Origin of the sequence: Thauera terpenica 58Eu (assembly GCF_000443165.1) — a bacterium.
GTDB lineage: Bacteria > Pseudomonadota > Gammaproteobacteria > Burkholderiales > Rhodocyclaceae > Thauera > Thauera terpenica.
Map to the genome: position 1 here is coordinate 57823 of NZ_ATJV01000048.1, position 19086 is coordinate 76908.

The following is a 19086-nucleotide window of genomic DNA, read 5'->3' on the forward strand; positions in this document are numbered from 1 at the left end:
TAAACTGCTTGTCGTATCGTGATCGTAGCTGCAGCCTCAGGACTGACGCAGCAGGCCGATCATCTCTTGCCAGCGGTCCACCTCACATGCCTTGCTGCCATTGACCAGAGCCCAGATGTCATAGTCATCGCAACGCAACAGATCGTCCAGATCCGCCAATTGATCGTCGGTGAGACGATCGAAATCCCGCTCCAGGAAACGCGTAAACACCAGATCGAGCTCAAGCAGCGCCCTGCGGCACTGCCAGCGGATACGGCCCCTGTTCATGCTCATGCACTTACCATCCTCAGACTGCACGCCGAACCATCATGTCCTTGATCTTGCCAATCGCACGCGTCGGGTTGAGACCCTTCGGGCACACGTCGACACAGTTCATGATGGAGTGGCAGCGGAACAGGCGATAGGGGTCCTCGAGGTCGTCGAGACGCGCGTTGGTGTCCTGATCACGGGTATCGGCGAGGAAGCGGTAAGCGTTGAGCAGACCGGCAGGGCCGACGAACTTGTCTGGATTCCACCAGAACGACGGGCACGAGGTGGAGCAGCACGCGCACAGGATGCACTCGTACAGACCGTTGAGTTCTTCCCTGTCCTCGGGCGTTTGCAGACGCTCACGCTCGGGCGCGGGGTCGTTATTGACCAGGTAGGGCTTGATCGAGTGGTACTGCTTGAAGAACTGCGTCATGTCGACGATCAGGTCGCGAATGACGGGCAACCCGGGCAAGGGGCGCAGGGTGATGGGCTGCGACAGCGCGTCCACATCGGTCAGACAGGCGAGGCCGTTCTTGCCGTTGATGTTCATCGCGTCCGAGCCGCACACGCCTTCGCGGCATGAACGACGGAAGGACATTGAATCATCCTTGGCACGCAGGCGAACCAGCGCATCGAGCAGCTTCTTGTCGGAGGGCTCAAGCTGGACCGAGATGTCCTGCATGTAGGGCTTCTCGTCCTTGTCCGGATCGTAGCGGTAGATCTTGAAATTGACGGTACGTTTGATCATGAATAGTTCTCCCGGCGCTCAGTAAGTGCGCTTGGCGAGCGCAATCGGCTCGACGTCGTCGGACAGCGGCTTGAGGTTGACCGGCTTGTAATCGAGGCGGTCGCCCTCGCTGTACCACAGGGTGTGCTTGAGCCAGTTGGCATCGTCACGGCCGTTCGGATTCTCCGCCGTGTCCAGGGCGTCATCACGCACATGGGCACCCCGCGATTCCTTGCGCGCCTCGGCCGAAACGATGGTGGCACGCGCGACCTCGATGAGGTTGTCGAGTTCCAGCGCCTCCATGCGGGCGACGTTCCACACCTTCGACTTGTCTGCGATCTCGGTCCGCTTCACGCGCTCGGCGATCTCGGCGATCTGCTGCACGCCTTCCTTGAGCAGGTGATCGAAGCGGAACACGCCAGCGTGCCTCTGCATCGAACGCCGCATGTCCGCACCCACCTCGAACACACTCTCGCCGCCGGTCTGCGACTCGAGTCGAGCCAGACGCGCCAGCGAAACATCGGCTGCATTCGCGGGCAGCGGCTTGAGCGCGAGCTGGCCAGACTGGAGGTCTTCGACCACGGTCTCGCCAGCCGACTTGCCGAACACCAGCAGATCGAGCAGCGAGTTCGTGCCCAGACGGTTCGCGCCGTGCACCGAGGTACATGCGCACTCACCTGCGGCGTAGAAGCCGACTACCGGGCTGTTGGGATTGCCCTCATGCGGCACCACGACCTGGCCCTTGTAGTTGGTCGGAATACCGCCCATCTGGTAATGGCAGGTCGGCACGACCGGGATCGGCGCCTTGATCGGGTCCACACCGGCAAACTGGATAGAGATCTCACGAATGCCGGGCAGGCGCTTCATGATGTTCTCGGGCGACAGGTGGGTGATGTCGAGCAGCACGTGATCCTTGTCCGGACCACAGCCGCGACCTTCGTTGATCTCGGTGGTCATCGCACGCGAAACGATGTCGCGCGAGGCCAGATCCTTCAGGTTGGGCGCATAGCGCTCCATGAAGCGCTCACCCGAGGCATTGCGCAGGATGCCGCCTTCGCCACGAACCCCCTCGGTGATGAGCACGCCGGCGCCGGCGACGCCGGTCGGATGGAACTGCCAGAACTCCATGTCTTCCAGCGGAATGCCTGCCCGTGCAGCCATCCCCAGTCCATCACCCGTATTGATGAAGGCGTTGGTCGAGGAGTGATAGATGCGGCCCGCGCCGCCGGTCGCGAAGATGGTGGCCTTCGAATGGAAGATCGAGACTTCTCCAGTCTCCATTTCCATTGCGGTCACGCCGATGACGTCGCCGTCGCCGTCGCGGATCAGGTCGAGCGCCATCCACTCGACGAAGAACTGGGTGTTCGCGCGCACGTTGCGCTGATAGAGCGCGTGCAGCATGGCGTGACCGGTACGGTCAGCGGCCGCACAGGAGCGCATGACCGGCGCCTGGCCGTAGTTCATCGAGTGGCCGCCGAACGGACGCTGATAGATCTTGCCGTTGTCGGTGCGATCGAAAGGCATGCCGTAGTGCTCGAGCTCGATGACGACTTCGTTCGCCTTCTTGCACATGAACTCGATCGCATCCTGGTCACCCAGCCAGTCCGACCCCTTCACGGTGTCGTACATGTGCCAGTGCCAGTTATCCTCAGTCGAGTTGCCGAGCGAAGCAGCCACGCCGCCCTGCGCCGCGACCGTATGCGAGCGCGTCGGGAACACCTTGGTCAATACGGCGGTCTTCAGGCCCGACTCGGAAAGTTGCAATGCGGCGCGCAGACCTGCACCACCCGCGCCGACGATTACGGCATCAAAGGTACGCTTAGCGACATTCACGCTTACAGCCTCCAAAGAATCTGGGCTGCCCAACCGGCATAACCGACGAGCAGGAAAAGGGTGACGAGATGCAAGCCGAGGCGCACGCCAGTGGGCTTGACATAGTCCATCCACAGGTCGCGCACGCCAACCCAGGCGTGATAGAACAGGGACAGGAAGAACAGGAAGCTCAGAAAGCGAAACAGTCCTCCGGAGAACAGGCCACTCCACGCCTCATGGGTGAATTCAGGCAAAGTCAGCGCACAGACCGCGAAGATGACCGTATAGATGGCCATGTACACCGCAGTGGCACGCTGCCCAATCCAGTCCTTGAGGCCGTAGTGCGCGCCTACAGGTTGACGGTTCACCATAGTTTCACCCCGATGATGACGGTGAGCACGATGCTCACGACCAGTACGATGCGCGACGAGCTGCGCGCCGCCGGAAGATCCGTGCCCTTGTCCAGATCGAGGAGAAGGAAACGGATGCCGGCACAGAAGTGGTGCATGTACGCCCACAACAGACCGAACAACAGCAGCTTGACCAGTGGATGCCCGACTACTGCACTGAAGGTCACGAAGGTCTCGGCCGAACCAAGACTGCGATCCAGAAGGTAAAGCAGGAAAGGCAACAACAGGAACAGGCCTACGCCGCTGATGCGATGAAGGATGGAAACAATGCCCGGCAATGGCAGCCGGATCTGGTTCAAGGCCAGAAACTTCGGCCTTGGTTTGCGTACAGTCACTTCTGACATGAAGACTCCCCTCTACATGCACGACGGCAGCGCCGCCGCCGACCTCGAAAATACCTACAGCCCATACGTAACGATACGTAATCTGTAATTATAACGCTGTAGCGCAGCGCAACATTAGGTCAATTCAGCTCATTCAGATAAAAGTGCTCTGCCGTCGAATACAAGCCACGACGCCACTCCACCGGCTTGTCGCCATAGGTGTAGGTGACCCGTTCCACCGACAGCAGCGGCGTACCCTCGGCGACCTTCAGCGCCTCGCTTGCGTTGCGATCGGCGGCCACCGCGCGGATTCGCTCCTGAGCACGAATCATGCGCAGGCCGAAGCGGGTTTCGAACAGACTGTAAAGAGACCCGTTCCAGCTCTGCAAGACTTCGGCAGTCAAGCCCTGGAAGGTCTCTCCAGACAGGTAGATCTCATCAATCACCACCGGCTTGAGCGCAAACTGGAGCAGACGGCGCACGATGATGATAGGTGCGCCCGGCTCGATTGCCAGCATGCGCGACGCCTCCTGCCCGGCCTTCGCGCGCCAGCAATCCAGCGGCACGCTGGTGGGGTGAGACAGGTCGCCATCGAGGGGCACCAGACGCAAGAAGCGAAACAGCGCGCGCGGATCGTTGTGCGACGCAACGTAAGTACCCTTACCCTGTTTGCGCACAAGCAGGTTTTCAGCCGCCATCTCGTCAATCGCCTTGCGCACGGTGCCCTGCGACACCCCGAAGCGCACCGCCAGTTCCTGCTCACTCGGAATCACCTGACCGGGTCGCCACTCACCCGCCTCGAGCGCCTGAGTGATGAGCGCTTTGATCTGGCGGTACAGGGGGCTGAAGGTGGGGGCATCCTGGGACATGCGCGGCATTTGATCACAAAAAAAAAGGCTCGTCTATAGCCTGTCTTATGTCTTATATAAGACATAAGTGATAATTTGACAGCCGGCATTTTTCTACTTAGTATCTGCGCGCCCCAATGTATGCGGCGCGGATGCCGCGGCAACATTTGCTGCAACACCTGCTACGACCTGCAAGCGAGGCACCAGTTCTCGAAACCGACACCACCGACCGTCTTATTCAGAGGGAGTATTCACATGAGCAAAGCCCCCATGCGCGTTGCTGTCACCGGCGCCGCCGGTCAGATCGGCTACAGCCTGCTGTTCCGTATCGCCAGTGGCGAAATGCTGGGCAAGGACCAGCCCGTGATCCTGCAACTGCTTGATCTGCCCCAGGCGCAGAAGGCGGTGAAGGGTGTGATGATGGAGCTTGAGGACTGCGCCTTTCCTCTGCTGGCCGGCATGGTCGCCACCGATGACCCCAACGTCGCTTTCAAGGATGCTGACGTCTGCCTGCTGGTGGGTGCCCGCCCGCGTGGCCCCGGCATGGAGCGTGCAGACCTGCTGACTGCCAACGGCGCAATCTTCACCGTGCAGGGCAAGGCCATTGCCGAAAACGCAAACGAGAACGTGCGCGTGCTGGTCGTGGGCAACCCGTGCAACACCAACGCCTACATCGCTCGCGCTGCGGCGATCAAGGTCGGGCGCACCAACCCCGATAACTACCACGGCATGCTGCGCCTGGATCACAACCGCGCACTGTCACAACTCGCCGCCAAGACCGGTCGCCCGGTCGCTTCGCTGAAGAAGATGGTGGTGTGGGGCAACCACTCGCCGTCGATGTACGCCGACTACCGTTTCTGCGAGTCCAACGGCGACAGCGTCAAGGCACTGGTCAACGATCACGCCTGGAACAACGACGTGTTCCTGCCCACCGTGGGCAAGCGTGGCGCGGCCATCATCGAGGCCCGTGGCCTGTCGTCGGCCGCTTCCGCCGCCAACGCCGCCATCGACCACGTGCGTGACTGGGTGCTCGGCTCGGACGACTGGGTCACCATGGGCGTGCCCTCGGACGGCTCTTATGGCATCCCCGAAGGCATCGTGTTCGGCGTGCCGTGCGAGTGCAAGGACGGCCAGTTCAAGGTCATCAAGGGGCTGGAGATCGACGAATACTCCCAGGGCAAGATCAGCATCACCCTGAAGGAACTCGAAGACGAGCGTGCCGCTGTTGCCGACATGCTGAAGTAAGACTCGCGAGCGCGGCCTGAAGCCGCGTTTGCACCGGGCCACGGGTTAAAATCCGTGGCCTTTTTTGTTTCTGCCGCCCCAAGGAGAACCCGCATGCGCCTGCACCCTGACGCCGTCCTGTTCGCTGGCGAGAAGCCCTTTCCGGCGCTGCCCGCGGTTGATCACTATGCCGGTGCCCACAAGCTGATGCTCAAGGCCCTGAAGCTGCAGCAGGAACTGGGCCCGATCTTCGACCTCACCTGCGACTGCGAAGATGGCGCACGCGCTGGGGCGGAGGCCGAGCATGCGCACATGGTGGCGGAGTTGGTGAATGGCACAGACAACCACTTTGGCCGCGTGGGTGTGCGCATCCACGACATCACTCATTCGCACTGGGTCGAAGACCTCGAGATTCTGGTGCGCGGCGCAGGCCAGCGCCTGGCCTTCATCACCCTGCCCAAGGTGCGCTCGGCACAGGATGTGCACACCCAGATCCGCGAACTGCGCCGCATCGAGACCGACTGCGCCCTGGCGCGGACCTTGCCGGTGCACATCCTGATCGAGACCCATGGCGCCCTGCGCGAGGTGTGGGATATCGCCGCGATCAAGGGCGTGGAGTCGCTCGACTTCGGTCTGATGGATTTCGTCTCTGCTCATCATGGCGCGATCCCGGGCAGCGCGATGAAAAGCCCGGGGCAGTTCGAACACCCGCTCATCGTCCGCGCCAAGGCGGAAATTTCGGCCGCCGCGCTTGCCAACGGCGTGGTGCCAGCACACAACGTCACCACCGAACTGAGCGATGTCGCCGTCATCCGCCATGACGCCGAGCGCGCGCGCAAGGAGTTCGCTTACCTGCGCATGTGGAGCATCCATCCCAACCAGATCCTGCCCATCATCGCCGCCATGCAGCCGGACTTCTCCGAGGTGGAGGAAGCGCTGCAGATTCTCATCGCCGCCCAGGACGCCGACTGGGGCCCCATACAGCACGGCGGGCGCCTGCACGACCGTGCGTCCTATCGTTATTACTGGGAGTTGTTGCAGCGCGCGCGCAACACCGGCGTGCACTTGCCGGACGACGCACGCAGCCGTTTCTTCCCGCTCTGAGCGCCACCGCCAATGAGCGAAAACGCGGCCGGGAGCACAGAGGCAGAGCTGACAGAAGAGCCCGCTTTTCTCGACGCAGGCACAGCCGCGTATCGGCGCGCCAATCTCGCCATGTTCGTCGGCGGCTTTGCCACCTTTGCCATGCTCTATGGCACGCAGCCCATCCTGCCCTTGCTGAGCGAGGCCTTCGACATCAGCCCGGCGAGCGCAAGCCTGTCCGTGTCCGCCGGCACCGCCGCGCTCGCGCTCTTGCTCATCCCGGCCAGCATCCTGTCGGACCGCATCGGGCGCATGCGGGTGATGAAGACCTCATTGACGCTCGCGGCCATCGTCGCGCTCGCCTCCCCCTTCGTCACCGACTTCAACCAGCTCCTGGTCCTGCGTGCCCTGCTCGGTGCTGCGCTGGCCGGTCTGCCCGCGGCGGCGATGGCCTACCTCGGCGAGGAGATCGCGCCCCAGGCCCAGGGCCGGGCAATGGGTCTGTACATCGCGGGCAACGCACTCGGCGGCATGAGTGGACGCTTCATCTCGGCACTGGTGGCGCAATGGAGCTCATGGCGGATCGCGCTGGGCGTGCTCGGCGTGCTCGGCGTCATTGCCGCATTCCTGTTCTGGCGCAGCCTTCCCGCCTCGCGTCACTTCAGCCCACGCGCCGCACGCCCTGCCAGGATCCTGTCCGACGTCCGCGCCCTGTTCAGCGATGAGGCGATGCCCTGGCTGTTTCTGACCGCCTTCCTGCTCATGGGCGCCTTCATCGGGCTCTACAACTACCTCGGCTTCCGTCTCATGGAAGCGCCCTTCGGCCTGAGTCAGAGCGCCATCGGCGCAATCTTCGGCCTCTATCTGCTCGGCACCTGGGCCTCGGCCTGGAGCGGCCAGCTCGCCGACCGCCATGGCCGACGCAACATCCTGTGGATCATGGTGAGCGTGATGGCGAGCGGCCTGCTCGCGACCCTGTCGCCAGCGCTGCCCATCATCATCGCGGGAGTGGCGGTCTACACCTTCGGCTTTTTTGCCGCGCACTCGGTGGCCAGCGGCTGGGTCGCACGGCGTGCCAACGAACGCCGCGCGCTGGCCGCCGCGCTTTACCTGAGCAGTTATTACCTGGGCGCAAGCGTCATCGGCACCCTCGCCGGCCCGGCATGGACACTCCATGCCTGGGGCGGGGTGGCGCTGGTGGTGGGCACCTGCCTGGCTGCGACCCTGCTCCTGGCTGGATTCCATCTGCGCCGCATCGAGCCGCCACGCCGGCCTTGAAAACACGGCCGCCATAGCGGCGAAGGCCCTGGCTACTTGAGATTGCCGGACAGGAACTGACGCAGACGTTCGCTGCGCGTGTTGCCGAACACCTCAGCGGGCAGCCCTTCCTCCTCCACCACGCCCTGATGCAGGAACATCACCTTGCTCGACACTTCGCGCGCAAAGCCCATCTCGTGCGTGACCACAATCATCGTGCGCCCCTCCTGCGCCAGGCCACGCATGACCTTGAGCACATCGCCGACAAGCTCAGGGTCGAGCGCCGAGGTCGGCTCATCGAACAGGAGCACAGCCGGCTCCATGGCGAGCGCGCGCGCAATGGCCACGCGCTGCTGCTGACCGCCCGAAAGATGGACGGGGTAGCTATCCCTGCACTGCGCAATGCCGACCTTGTCCAGGTAGGCCAGGGCACGCTCGCGTGCCTCGCGCCGCGACACACCCAGCACATGCACCGGCGCCTCGGTGACGTTCTCGAGCACGGTCATGTGCGCCCACAGGTTGAAATGCTGGAACACCATCGCCAGGCGCGTGCGCAGGCGCTGCAACTGTTTGGCATCAGCAACACGCAGATGGCCGTTCTTGCCCGCCACCAGGCGGATCTCCTCACCGGCCACCTGGATGCGGCCCGCATCGGGCTGCTCGAGAAAATTGATGCAGCGCAAAAAGGTACTCTTGCCCGAGCCGGACGAGCCGATGAGCGTGATCACATCACCTGCTTCGGCCGCCAGGGACACGCCCTTCAACACCTCATGATCGCCATAGCGCTTGTGCAGGTTTTCGACGCTGAGCTGAGTCATCTGGGAGTCCGGAAAATTGCGGTCACGCGGGCTTATGCAGCGCCTTGCGCGGCTGCAAATGGGCGAGCCAGCGCCGCTCGGCGAGGCGGAACAAGCCGACGAGGGCAAAGGTGAGGGCAAGATAGATCAGGCCCGCAAAGACAAAGGCCTCGAACGGCGCAAAGAACTGCGAGTAGGCGTTGCGCGCCGCACCAGTCAAATCGACCAGCGTGATCGTTGACGCGATCGCGGTGCCGTGCAGCATGAAGATGATTTCGTTGCTGTAAGCCGGCAAGGCGCGGCGCAAGGCACCCGGCAGCAGGATGCGGCGCAGCATCGTGAACCGGCTCATGCCACAGGCTCGTGCCGCCTCGATCTCCCCATGCGGCGTCGCGCGCAAGGCGCCTGCGAGGATCTCGATGGTGTAGGCACAGGTGTTGAGGGCAAAGGTGAGCAGCGCGCAGCCATAGGGGTCGCGCAACACCAGCCAGAAGCGGTTGCCGTCCGCCCACTGCGCCTGCATCCACTCGAACTGGCCGAGCCCGTAATACATCAGCAGCAACTGCACCAGCATCGGCGTGCCACGAAAGAAGTAGCCATACAGCCACACTGGCCCATGAACCCAGGGATTGGGCGAGACACGCAGGACGGCGAGCGGAATCGCGCACACCAGCCCGGCCGCCAGCGCAAACACCGTGAGCTGCAGCGTCAGCCACAGACCGGCTGCATACTGCGGCCAGCTCTCGCTGAATAGACTCCATTCGATCATGCCGTCGCCTTGCGCACGCCGACCGAATAGCGGCCTTCGAGCCAGCGCAGAGCCAGCCCGGAAAGCGCGGTGAGGGCGAGATAGAAGACGCACACCGCCAGGTAGAAGACGAAGGGCTCACGCGTGGTGCGACCGGCCTGGTCGGCGAGCCAGGTGATGTCGGAGAGACCGATGATGGACACCAGCGCCGTGCTCTTTTGCATCACCTGCCAGTTGTTGCCCAGCCCGGGCAAGGCGTGGCGCAACATCTGCGGCACAAGAATGCGACGAAACACCTGTGCCCGGCTCATGCCATAGGCGCGCCCGGCCTCGAGCTGCCCCACGGGCACGGCGAGAAAGGCGCCACGAAAGGTCTCGGTGAAATAGGCGCCGAAGATGAAACCCAGCGTAGCAACCCCCGCCACAAAGGGATTCACGTCGACATAGTCCCAACCCAGCGCGTCCGTCACCCGGTTGACCGCCATCTGCCCCCCATAGAAGACAAGCAGCATCATCACCAGATCAGGGATGCCGCGCACCACCGTGGTGTAGGCGGTGGCGGGCAGGCGCAGCACGGCATGCGAGGACAAGCGCGACGACGCCCCCGCAAGACCGAGGGCGAGCGCCAGCAGCAGCGACAGGAGGGCCACCTGCAAGGTCACCCAGGCGCCAGCGAGCAGGGAAGGAAAATAACCGTAGAGCATGATTCAGCCGACGCGCACGCAGCCAGCCATAGCGCAGCCGCAGCAGTCGGCACATCCGCCGCGATCAGTCACCGTAGATGTCGTAAGAAAAATACTTCTTGCGGATTTCGTCGTATTTGCCATTGGCGCGGATCGCCGTCAGAGCCTGATCCAGCTTGAGTTTGAGCTCCTTGTCCTGCTTGCGGATCGCAATCCCCACACCCTCACCGATCACCGCCTTCTCATCCGCGTTGCGGCCGTGGACGAGACCACCCATCACCGCAAAATCCGCCCCCGCCGGGGTTGCCAGGAAGCCTCCGTCCGCCATCAGGGCATCGAGCCAGCTGGCGTCGATGCGGCCGGCCTCGAGGTCGAGATAGGCTTCCTCCTGGCGCGCATAGCGCACCACCTCGACGCCCTGGTCGGCCCAGAAGCGGCTGGCGAAGTTGTCTGCGACGGTGCCGCGCTGCACACCGATGCGCTTGCCCTTCAAGGCCTCGGCCTGGGGCAGGAGCGGAGCCCCCTTGCGCGCCACCAGCGCGAGCGGAGTGGCGTAAAACTTGTTGCTGAAGGCGACGCGCTTCTTGCGCTCCTCGGTGATCGACATCGACGCCGCGATCGCGTCGAACTTGCGGCTCAGCAGCGCCGGGATCATGCCGTCCCACTCCTGCTTCACCCAGGTACAGCGCGCCTTCATCTGTTCGCACAGTGCATTGCTGATATCGACCTCGAAACCCTGCACCTCGCCCTGGGTATCGACCATGTTGAACGGCGGGTAAGCGCCCTCGGTGGCAAAGCGGATGCTGTCCCAATCCTTGGCGAGCGCGCCCTGCGCAACAAGTGTGAGCGCAGCGAGCAGAAGACTACGTCGAAGCATGGCCGAATCCTTCAAATCGTTGTAACCCGCGCATTGTAACCACAGCCATTGATCTCAACGCAGCGCCTAAAGCCTGTTCGTGCTGCTGCGCTGCGGCAAAGATGATCAGATCAGGCAACGTTTCACCGCCGCCGCAAACAGGTCAGCGGCCGGCGGATGGAAGCGAAAGAACAGCTCTGGCTCGATCAGTTCGAGTTCCATGAGCCGGAAGTCTCCTTCGCGCCGGGTGACGAAATCGACCCGCGCATACGATGGCGGACGTGGGCACGCAGCCACCGCAGCTTCTGCAAAGCGGCATTCAGCCGCGCTTGGCAGATGTGCTTCGACCTTGCCGCCATGGTCGTCCTGAACACGAAAATCACCGGCGCGAACCGTCTTGCGAATGGCATGCGAGGCACGCCCATCGATGACGATCAAGGACAGCTCACCCGTGTCCACGATGGCAGGCTCGAAGGCCTGCACCATCATCGCCTCACCCGCCACGCAACGCGCAAAGCACGCCTCGCTGGCCTCGACATCGGCACGGCCGACGCGGTAGGTCAGCCGCGCTGCACCGGACACCACGGGCTTGAACACCACCTCGTCCCAGCCACGCTCCTGCATGACGTCGGCCAGCGACGTCGCTTGTGCGCGTGCCAGAAAGTGCGTGGGGACGATCGCCACCCCGGCCCGCTCCAGATCAGCCAGGTAGCGCTTGTCGATGTTCCAGCGAATCAGCTCAGCATCATTGATCAGGCGGGTCTGTTGCGACACCTGCCCGAGCCAGGGCTCGAACTCATTGAAGCGCTCGAAATAATCCCAGGTACTGCGGAATACTGCAGCGCCACAGCGCGACCAGTCCATTGCCGGATCGCTCCAGGAGCGTCGTGCAACGCTCAGCCCCAGTTTCGCCAGCGCCGCAACGACGAGCCCCTCCTCCTGTGCAATCTGAGCCTGATACCAATTGTTCAGGTCGGGATGAAGGTAACGGTCTTCGGTGAGAATGACGATATCGACTGGTTGTTCAAGCATCGCGTCTTTTTGTGCAGATGGCGGCCGGTGATTCTAGCAAGCGCAGCAGACCTGCTGTGCTGGCCACGGCCAGGAGCTTGATGCTCGATTCAATCGACAACCTTGCCTACGGCGCCCTTTGGATCGCAGGCGATAGCAGGCGTCGGCAAAACAGTCACCCTTGGGAATATCAGCTTGGCAGCCCGGGCATTTCAGCTCTCAAGCAGTTCGGGCGCGTTTGATCACAAACTCCCAGCGCGCACCCTTCTTGCGCTTCGATGCCATGCACCCCCCCGCCGCGTTGCGTCCGCCTCTGACTGGGCGAATCTCGGGTGGATGATAGCGTTTTTTGGTTGGAAGTGACTGGCTTAGGCGGTGGTAAAAGCAGGAAAGCCCGCATCTGCGGGCTCTCTTTTTTCTAATGAATCAAAGAATTAGTGGTAGGTGCTGACGGGCTCGAACCGCCGACATTCGCCTTGTAAGGGCGACGCTCTACCAACTGAGCTAAGCACCCACTCTGGATTTGATGTTCAATCCAATGAAGCCAGTCAGTTTACTGCATCCTTGAGACCTTTGCCAGCGCGGAATTTCGGGACCTTTGCCGCCTTGATCCTGATGTCCTTGCCCGTACGTGGATTGCGGCCGGTCCGTGCCGCTCGTTCGCCAACGTAGAAGGAACCAAAGCCTACCAGGGTGACGGTATCCCCGCTCCCGAGCGCTTCCATCACCGTAGCGAGTGCCGCATCAAGAGTTCGACTCGCGACCGCTTTCGAAACCCCGGCGCGCTGCGCAACAAGCTCTGTCAATTCTGATTTGTTCACTGGTACCCCTCCGAAAGTTCACTGCGATGGGACTGAGGTCACTGCATTGCGCGCAAGCGGCGGGATTGCGGGTAAGAGCGCGGCAAATCCTGATTCCGGGTTTTATAGCGTGCGCAATTCGGCAATGTCAACGACGAAGCCACAAGCTGCTCGCGCAGTTTGTGGCTTCGTTATCTCAAGCGCCCTGCAAACTCATACCGAGCGCGCGCAGCAAGCACAGCTTAGTGGGGACGCGGCGCCGAGGCCGAGACCTCCTCCCCTTCAGTCGGCGTGGCGGGAACCGGTGCAGTGGCGATCTCCGGCAGCGGCTCGGGGCTACGCTCCAGGGCATGCTTCAGGACCTGATCGATCCACTTCACCGGCACGATTTCCAGCGCATTCTTGATATTCTCAGGAATTTCCGCCAGATCCTTGACGTTCTCTTCCGGAATCAGCGCCGTGCTGATGCCCCCGCGAACCGCTGCCAGCAGCTTCTCCTTCAGGCCGCCGATTGGCAGCACTTCGCCACGCAGCGTGATCTCTCCCGTCATCGCCACATCACAACGCACCGGGATGCCGGTCAGCACCGACACCAGCGCGGTGCTGATCGCGACACCTGCAGACGGGCCATCCTTCGGGATCGCGCCCTCCGGCAAGTGGATGTGCATGTCGCTCTTCTGGTGGAAGTCTTCCTCGATGCCCAGCGAGCGCGCACGCTTGCGCACCACCGAAAGCGCAGCCTGGATCGACTCCTGCATCACCTCGCCGAGCTTGCCGGTGGTGAGAACCTTGCCCTTGCCGGGCAGCTGCACCGCCTCGACCGTGAGCAACTCGCCACCCACCTCGGTCCACGCCAGACCGGTTACCTGGCCAATCTGGTTCTGCTTCTCGGCCATGCCGAAGCTGTACTTGCGCACGCCAAGGAAGCTATCCAGATTATCGGCATCGACGACGATCCTGGTATCGCGCGCCTTGAGCACGAGCTGCTTCACCACCTTGCGGCAAATCTTGGACAGCTCGCGCTCAAGACTGCGCACCCCCGCTTCACGGGTGAAGTAGCGCACGACATCGCGCACCGCATCCTCGGTCACCAGGAGTTCGGTCTGCTTGAGCCCGTTGTTCTTTATCTGCTTGGGGAGCAGATAGCGCTGGGCGATGTTGATCTTCTCGTCTTCCGTGTAGCCGGACAGACGAATCACCTCCATGCGATCAAGCAGCGGCGCCGGAATGTTCAGGGTGTTCGCGGTAGCAACGAACATCACATCCGACAGATCGAAGTCGACCTCGATGTAGTGGTCCTGGAAGGTATGGTTCTGTTCAGGGTCCAGCACCTCGAGCAAGGCCGAGCTCGGATCACCCCGGAAGTCCATGCCGAGCTTATCGACCTCGTCGAGCAGGAACAGCGGATTCTTCACCCCCGCCTTGTTCATGTTCTGCAGGATCTTGCCCGGCATGGAGCCGATGTAGGTGCGGCGATGGCCGCGGATCTCGGCCTCGTCCCGCACCCCGCCGAGCGCCATGCGGATGAACTTGCGGTTGGTGGCCTTGGCGATCGACTGCCCGAGCGAGGTCTTGCCGACCCCAGGCGGGCCAACCAGGCACAGGATGGGCGCCTTCACCTTGTCCACGCGCTGCTGCACGGCGAGGTACTCGAGAATGCGCTCCTTGACCCGGTCAAGCCCGTAGTGATCCTGGTCGAGGATCTTTTCCGCTGCTGCCAGATCCTTGCTGACGCGCGACTTCTTCTTCCACGGCAGGCCGATGAGGGTGTCGATGTAGTTGCGTACCACCGTGGCTTCGGCCGACATCGGCGACATCAGGCGCAGCTTCTTGAACTCGGACTGAGCCTTGGCCAAGGCCTCCTTGGGCATGCCGGCGGCCTTGATCTTCTTGTCCATCTCCTCGAGATCGGCACCCTCCTCGCCCTCTCCGAGCTCCTTCTGGATGGCCTTGACCTGCTCGTTGAGGTAGTACTCGCGCTGACTCTTCTCCATCTGGCGCTTGACGCGACCACGGATACGCTTTTCCACCTGCAGGATGTCGAGCTCGGCTTCGAGCTGATTGAGCAGCTTCTCGAGGCGCTCGCCGGTGTCGAACATCTCCAGCACTTCCTGCTTCTGCTCGAGCTTGAGCGGCAGGTGCGCGGCGATGGTGTCGGCCAGACGACCGGCTTCCTCTATCCCGGCCAAGGAGCTCAGGATTTCAGGGGGAATCTTCTTGTTGAGCTTAACGTACTGATCGAACTGGGCAACGATGGCGCGGCGCATGCCCTCCATCTCGTTGGAGTCGCGCTCGGTGAGCGGAACCGGTGACACTTTGGCAACGAACAGCTCGTGCAGGTCTTCCACCGAATCCACGTGTGCGCGACGCACGCCCTCGACCAACACCTTGATGGTGCCGTCGGGCAGCTTCAACATCTGCAGGATATTGGCAACGCAGCCGATGGAGTACAGATCTTCAACCGCGGGCTCATCCTTGGCTGCAGACTTCTGTGCGACGAGCAGAATGCTCTTGCCCGCCTCCATGGCACTTTCGAGTGCCTTGATCGACTTGGGCCGCCCCACGAAAAGCGGGATGACCATGTGCGGGAACACCACCACGTCGCGCAGAGGCAACAGCGGCATTTCCATTTGTTCCTGGGGGAGGTCAGCGGGACCCGACATTTTCATTTTCCTTAAGCGAAAGGTCACACCCATATATGGGCGTGACCTGGAAATTCAAGCGGCGGGTACGGCAGGCGGCGCTGAACTCTACGCCTCAGTTGGCGCCTGAGACCTTTTGCTGCTCCGCATAGATCAGCAGCGGCTTGCCGCCCTCTTCGATCGTGCTCTCATCGACCACGATCTTTTCCACCCCGGTGAGGGTGGGCAGGTCGTACATGATGTCGAGCAGTGATGCCTCGAGAATGGATCTAAGACCACGCGCGCCGGTCTTGCGCTTGATGGCCTTGCGCGCCACGGCGTGCAGTGCCGTCGGTCGAATCTCAAGTTCGACACCTTCCATCGAGAACAGTTTCTGGTACTGCTTGACCAGTGCGTTCTTGGGTTCGACCAGGATCCGGATCAAGGCTTCTTCATCGAGCTCCTGCAGGGTGGCAACCACCGGCAGGCGCCCGATCAGCTCGGGAATGAGACCGAACTTGATCAGGTCTTCGGGCTCGACCTGGCGGAAGGTGTCGGTGGCACGCTTGCCTTCCTTGCTCTTCACTTCGGCACCGAAACCGATCCCGGCCTTTTCGGTGCGGTTGAGGATGACCTTTTCCAGACCGTCGAATGCACCACCACAGATGAACAGCACATTGGTGGTGTCGACCTGGATGAAGTCCTGGTTCGGGTGCTTGCGTCCGCCCTGCGGCGGGATCGACGCGACCGTACCCTCGACCAGCTTGAGCAGGGCCTGCTGCACGCCCTCGCCCGACACGTCGCGGGTGATCGACGGGTTGTCGGACTTGCGCGAGATCTTGTCGATCTCGTCGATGTAGATGATGCCGCGCTGCGCCTTCTCCACGTCGTAGTCGCACTTTTGCAGCAGCTTCTGGATGATGTTCTCCACATCCTCGCCGACATAACCCGCTTCGGTCAGCGTCGTCGCATCAGCCATCACGAACGGCACGTTGAGCAGGCGCGCCAGGGTCTGCGCCAGCAAGGTCTTGCCCGAACCGGTCGGGCCGATCAGCAAGATGTTGCTCTTGGCCAGTTCGACGTCGTCCTGCTTGTCATCGATGTGGCGCAGGCGCTTGTAGTGGTTGTACACCGCCACCGACAGGTTGCGCTTGGCCTGGGTCTGCCCGATCACGTACTGGTTGAGGATGTCGCAGATTTCTTGCGGGGTCGGCAAGGCCCCGTTGTTGTTCTCCGGATCTGCAGCGCCGATGATCTCGTCACGGATGATGTCGTTGCACAACTCGATGCATTCGTCGCAGATGAAGACCGAAGGACCGGCGATCAGCTTGCGCACCTCGTGCTGGCTCTTGCCGCAGAAGGAGCAGTACAGCAGCTTGTCGCCGCCAGCCTTCTTGTCTGTCATGTCGGGGGTTCTCCTGAATCAGGTATCGTCACGGCTGGTCAGGACCTTGTCCACCAGGCCGTACTCCACTGCCGCCGCGGCAGACATGAAGTTGTCGCGATCAGTGTCCTTCTCGATGCGCTCGAGCGGCTGGCCAGTGTGATGCGCAAGCATGTCGTTGAGGCGCGAGCGCAGATAAAGAATTTCGCGGGCATGGATCTCGATGTCCGAGGCCTGTCCCTGGAATCCACCCAGTGGCTGGTGAATCATCACGCGCGCATTGGGCAGGATGAAGCGCTTGCCCTTCTCGCCCGCTGCCAGCAAGAAAGCGCCCATGCTCGCCGCCTGGCCGATGCACAGCGTGCTGACATTGGACTTGATGAACTGCATGGTGTCGTAGATCGCCATGCCTGCACTGACCGAGCCACCGGGTGAGTTGATGTAGAACGAGATGTCCTTGTCGGGGTTCTCAGACTCGAGGAACAGCAACTGCGCCACGATCAGATTGGCGGTCACGTCATTGACGGGTCCGACAAGGAACACCACCCGCTCCTTCAGAAGGCGCGAATAGATATCGTAGGCGCGTTCGCCGCGGCCACTCTGTTCGACCACCATCGGGACCAGGCCGAGACCGACCGGGTTCCATTCACTACCGTGCTGGGGTGTTCCTTGCATCATTCGTCAGACCCTTTGCGGACTCAGGCCGCGTTGCCCATCAGTTCGTCGAAAGCCACGTCCTTGTCAGTGGCTTGAGCCTTGGTGCTGACCCAGGCGACGACGTTGTCTTCGATCACCACGGCTTCGGCTTGCGCCAGCCGGTCTGGTTGAGCGTAATACCAGTCCACAAGTTCCGAAGGATCCTCGTAGCTCTGCGCCATCTCCTCGACCAGCGTGCGTACCTGCTCGGGCTTGGCGTGCAGTTCGTTGGCCCTGACCAGCTCGGCCATGATCAGGCCAAGCTTCACGCGCCGCTCGGCCTGGTCGGTGAACCACGAAGCCTCGACGGGAATGTCCTTGGTCTTGAGGCCACGCATCTCCAGGTCGCGGCGGGCGTTGTCGGCCAGCTGCTGCGACTCGGCCTGCACCAGCGCCTTGGGCACTTCGATCGGGGTGACGGCAAGCAATGCGTTCATCACCTGCTCCTTGATCTGCGCCTGGATGCGACGCTTGACCTCACGCTCGAGATTGCCTTTCACCTCTTCGCGCAGCTTGGAAACATCACCGTCAGCCACACCCAGCGAGCGCGCAAAGTCGGCATCGACCTCGGGCAACACCGGCCCTTCGACCTGCTTCACCACGACCTCGAACTGGACGGCCTGTCCTGCCAGCTCGGTGGCGTGATAGTCGTCCGGGAAGCTCATGTCGAAGGTCTTGCTCTCGCCCGCCTTGAGGCCGGTGACCGCGACTTCGAAGTCCTTCAGCATCGCGCCAGCGCCAATGACGAAGGGGAAGTCCTCAGCCTGCCCACCTTCGAAAACCTCACCCTCCTTGCGCCCGGTGAAATCGATGACGACGCGATCGCCTTCAGCGGCAGCACGCTCGGCCGTGGCGAAGGTGGAGCGCTGCTTGCGCAGGATATCGAGGGTCTTGTCGACCTCGGCATCACCCACGGCCAGGACGGGGCGTTCGATCTTCTGCTCGGCAAACTCACCGATCGCGATCTCCGGATAGACCTCGAATACCGCGCTGAACTCAAGCGTGCCTTCGGCCGCGCCTGCTTTGGGCTCGATGCTCGGGTAGCCGGCCACGCGCAGATTCTGCTCGCGCACCTGCTCACCGAAAGCCTTTTCAACGGCTGCACCAACGGCCTCGCCGCGAGCCTGGCTACCGTGCGTCTGGGCGACGATCTTCAGCGGCACCTTGCCCGGGCGGAACCCAGGCATCTTCACCGTGCGCGCCATGCGCTTGAGGCGCGCATCCACTTCCTTCTCGATGTCTGCCAGCGACACGGTAATGTCGATACGGCGCTCGAGCGCGCTGGGGGTTACCTGGTTCTGCTCCATTGAGTCGATCCTGAGAAGTCAAAAAATCTGTTCCCGCCGCGTCATGCAAAACGCCCGAATCCGGCCCGAGCGCATGCCTCGCCAGCGTTAACGCGTTGAACGAAGAGCGGGATTCTAGCACAGCGTGCGCGCCCCGCTTGACCACAGCAAAGACGAGTTCTCGCACCATGTGGTCCGTCTGCGCGGCTTTGGCGGACAACTCGAAGCCAGCGCCGACGGCGCGCCGGCTAGCGCCACGCACCAGGTCCAT

At 62.2% G+C, this 19086-nt stretch carries 19 protein-coding genes and 1 tRNA gene; 3 read left to right on the forward strand and 17 right to left on the reverse strand.

What is annotated here, in order from left to right; all coding sequences use genetic code 11:
• Positions 1-36: 36 nt before the first annotated feature.
• The 6 genes from M622_RS27275 to M622_RS27300 all read right to left on the reverse strand — a co-directional run bounded on the left by M622_RS27275 (position 37) and on the right by M622_RS27300 (position 4390).
• Complete coding sequence (locus M622_RS27275; RefSeq protein ID WP_031346571.1) at positions 37-273, reverse strand: succinate dehydrogenase assembly factor 2; 237 nt, start codon at positions 271-273, stop codon at positions 37-39.
• 13 nt (positions 274-286) lie between these two features.
• The gene (locus M622_RS27280; RefSeq protein WP_021248787.1) at positions 287-997 is read right to left on the reverse strand and encodes a succinate dehydrogenase iron-sulfur subunit; all 711 of its coding nucleotides are present in this window, start codon (positions 995-997) and stop codon (positions 287-289) included.
• Positions 998-1015: 18 nt separating this feature from the next.
• Positions 1016-2809, reverse strand: a complete 1794-nt coding sequence (gene sdhA / locus M622_RS27285) for a succinate dehydrogenase flavoprotein subunit (RefSeq protein WP_021248788.1) — start codon at positions 2807-2809, stop codon at positions 1016-1018.
• A 2-nt stretch (positions 2810-2811) separates the two neighbouring features.
• Positions 2812-3159, reverse strand: coding sequence for a succinate dehydrogenase, hydrophobic membrane anchor protein (sdhD, locus tag M622_RS27290; RefSeq protein WP_021248789.1), 348 nt, complete (start codon positions 3157-3159; stop codon positions 2812-2814).
• Entirely contained in the window at positions 3153-3542 is a 390-nt protein-coding gene (gene sdhC, locus M622_RS27295) for a succinate dehydrogenase, cytochrome b556 subunit (RefSeq protein ID WP_031346573.1), read from the reverse strand. The genes sdhD and sdhC overlap by 7 nt, the downstream gene beginning before the upstream one ends.
• A 119-nt stretch (positions 3543-3661) precedes the next feature.
• Positions 3662-4390: a GntR family transcriptional regulator gene (locus M622_RS27300; RefSeq protein WP_031346575.1), complete on the reverse strand. Its 729-nt coding sequence runs from the start codon at positions 4388-4390 to the stop codon at positions 3662-3664.
• Positions 4391-4624: 234 nt separating this feature from the next.
• On the opposite strand from M622_RS27300, the gene M622_RS27305 reads away from it, so the two are divergent.
• The 3 genes from M622_RS27305 (at position 4625) to M622_RS27315 (ending at position 7954) form a co-directional block, all read left to right on the forward strand.
• A complete protein-coding gene (locus M622_RS27305) occupies positions 4625-5614 on the forward strand; it encodes a malate dehydrogenase (RefSeq protein ID WP_031346577.1) in 990 nt (329 codons plus the stop codon).
• A 93-nt stretch (positions 5615-5707) separates the two neighbouring features.
• Positions 5708-6697, forward strand: a complete 990-nt coding sequence (locus tag M622_RS27310) for an HpcH/HpaI aldolase/citrate lyase family protein (RefSeq protein WP_021248793.1) — start codon at positions 5708-5710, stop codon at positions 6695-6697.
• A 12-nt stretch (positions 6698-6709) separates the two neighbouring features.
• Positions 6710-7954 carry an MFS transporter gene (locus M622_RS27315; protein ID WP_021248794.1) on the forward strand — a complete coding sequence of 415 codons (1245 nt, stop codon included), beginning with the start codon at positions 6710-6712 and terminating at the stop codon, positions 7952-7954.
• 32 nt (positions 7955-7986) lie between these two features.
• Here M622_RS27315 and M622_RS27320 read toward each other — a convergent pair whose 3' ends face one another.
• From M622_RS27320 to tig, 11 genes are all read right to left on the reverse strand, one after another.
• A complete protein-coding gene (locus M622_RS27320; RefSeq protein ID WP_021248795.1) occupies positions 7987-8751 on the reverse strand; it encodes an ABC transporter ATP-binding protein in 765 nt (254 codons plus the stop codon).
• Positions 8752-8773: 22 nt separating this feature from the next.
• The gene (locus M622_RS27325; protein ID WP_021248796.1) at positions 8774-9499 is read right to left on the reverse strand and encodes an ABC transporter permease; all 726 of its coding nucleotides are present in this window, start codon (positions 9497-9499) and stop codon (positions 8774-8776) included.
• Entirely contained in the window at positions 9496-10182 is a 687-nt protein-coding gene (locus tag M622_RS27330) for an ABC transporter permease (RefSeq protein ID WP_021248797.1), read from the reverse strand. The genes M622_RS27325 and M622_RS27330 overlap by 4 nt, the downstream gene beginning before the upstream one ends.
• 64 nt (positions 10183-10246) lie before the next feature.
• The gene (gene aotJ / locus M622_RS27335) at positions 10247-11038 is read right to left on the reverse strand and encodes an L-arginine-binding protein AotJ (RefSeq protein ID WP_021248798.1); all 792 of its coding nucleotides are present in this window, start codon (positions 11036-11038) and stop codon (positions 10247-10249) included.
• A gap of 105 nt (positions 11039-11143) precedes the next feature.
• Positions 11144-12049 (reverse strand): ATP-grasp domain-containing protein, encoded by a 906-nt coding sequence (locus M622_RS27340; protein ID WP_021248799.1) that lies wholly within the window; start codon positions 12047-12049, stop codon positions 11144-11146.
• Positions 12050-12466: 417 nt separating this feature from the next.
• Positions 12467-12542 (reverse strand) — tRNA-Val (locus M622_RS27345).
• A gap of 34 nt (positions 12543-12576) precedes the next feature.
• On the reverse strand, positions 12577-12849 hold the full coding sequence (locus M622_RS27350) for an HU family DNA-binding protein (RefSeq protein WP_021248800.1): 273 nt from the start codon (positions 12847-12849) through the stop codon (positions 12577-12579).
• Between the two features lie 221 nt (positions 12850-13070).
• Entirely contained in the window at positions 13071-15491 is a 2421-nt protein-coding gene (gene lon, locus M622_RS27355; RefSeq protein ID WP_031346578.1) for an endopeptidase La, read from the reverse strand.
• Positions 15492-15585: 94 nt separating this feature from the next.
• On the reverse strand, positions 15586-16854 hold the full coding sequence (clpX, locus tag M622_RS27360) for an ATP-dependent Clp protease ATP-binding subunit ClpX (protein WP_021248802.1): 1269 nt from the start codon (positions 16852-16854) through the stop codon (positions 15586-15588).
• 18 nt (positions 16855-16872) lie between these two features.
• The gene (clpP, locus tag M622_RS27365) at positions 16873-17511 is read right to left on the reverse strand and encodes an ATP-dependent Clp endopeptidase proteolytic subunit ClpP (protein WP_031346579.1); all 639 of its coding nucleotides are present in this window, start codon (positions 17509-17511) and stop codon (positions 16873-16875) included.
• Positions 17512-17531: 20 nt separating this feature from the next.
• Entirely contained in the window at positions 17532-18836 is a 1305-nt protein-coding gene (gene tig, locus M622_RS27370) for a trigger factor (RefSeq protein WP_021248804.1), read from the reverse strand.
• Positions 18837-19086: the final 250 nt, after the last annotated feature.

Coding starts and splice junctions, on each gene's coding strand:
- M622_RS27275 (WP_031346571.1), bottom strand. CDS start 273: ATGAGCATGAACAGGGGCCGTATCCGCTGGCAGTGCCGCAGGGCGCTG.
- M622_RS27280 (WP_021248787.1), bottom strand. CDS start 997: ATGATCAAACGTACCGTCAATTTCAAGATCTACCGCTACGATCCGGAC.
- sdhD (WP_021248789.1), bottom strand. CDS start 3,159: ATGGTGAACCGTCAACCTGTAGGCGCGCACTACGGCCTCAAGGACTGG.
- sdhC (WP_031346573.1), bottom strand. CDS start 3,542: ATGTCAGAAGTGACTGTACGCAAACCAAGGCCGAAGTTTCTGGCCTTG.
- M622_RS27300 (WP_031346575.1), bottom strand. CDS start 4,390: ATGTCCCAGGATGCCCCCACCTTCAGCCCCCTGTACCGCCAGATCAAA.
- M622_RS27305 (WP_031346577.1), top strand. CDS start 4,625: ATGAGCAAAGCCCCCATGCGCGTTGCTGTCACCGGCGCCGCCGGTCAG.
- M622_RS27310 (WP_021248793.1), top strand. CDS start 5,708: ATGCGCCTGCACCCTGACGCCGTCCTGTTCGCTGGCGAGAAGCCCTTT.
- M622_RS27315 (WP_021248794.1), top strand. CDS start 6,710: ATGAGCGAAAACGCGGCCGGGAGCACAGAGGCAGAGCTGACAGAAGAG.
- M622_RS27320 (WP_021248795.1), bottom strand. CDS start 8,751: ATGACTCAGCTCAGCGTCGAAAACCTGCACAAGCGCTATGGCGATCAT.
- M622_RS27325 (WP_021248796.1), bottom strand. CDS start 9,499: ATGATCGAATGGAGTCTATTCAGCGAGAGCTGGCCGCAGTATGCAGCC.
- M622_RS27330 (WP_021248797.1), bottom strand. CDS start 10,182: ATGCTCTACGGTTATTTTCCTTCCCTGCTCGCTGGCGCCTGGGTGACC.
- aotJ (WP_021248798.1), bottom strand. CDS start 11,038: ATGCTTCGACGTAGTCTTCTGCTCGCTGCGCTCACACTTGTTGCGCAG.
- M622_RS27340 (WP_021248799.1), bottom strand. CDS start 12,049: ATGCTTGAACAACCAGTCGATATCGTCATTCTCACCGAAGACCGTTAC.
- lon (WP_031346578.1), bottom strand. CDS start 15,491: ATGTCGGGTCCCGCTGACCTCCCCCAGGAACAAATGGAAATGCCGCTG.
- clpX (WP_021248802.1), bottom strand. CDS start 16,854: ATGACAGACAAGAAGGCTGGCGGCGACAAGCTGCTGTACTGCTCCTTC.
- clpP (WP_031346579.1), bottom strand. CDS start 17,511: ATGATGCAAGGAACACCCCAGCACGGTAGTGAATGGAACCCGGTCGGT.
- tig (WP_021248804.1), bottom strand. CDS start 18,836: ATGGAGCAGAACCAGGTAACCCCCAGCGCGCTCGAGCGCCGTATCGAC.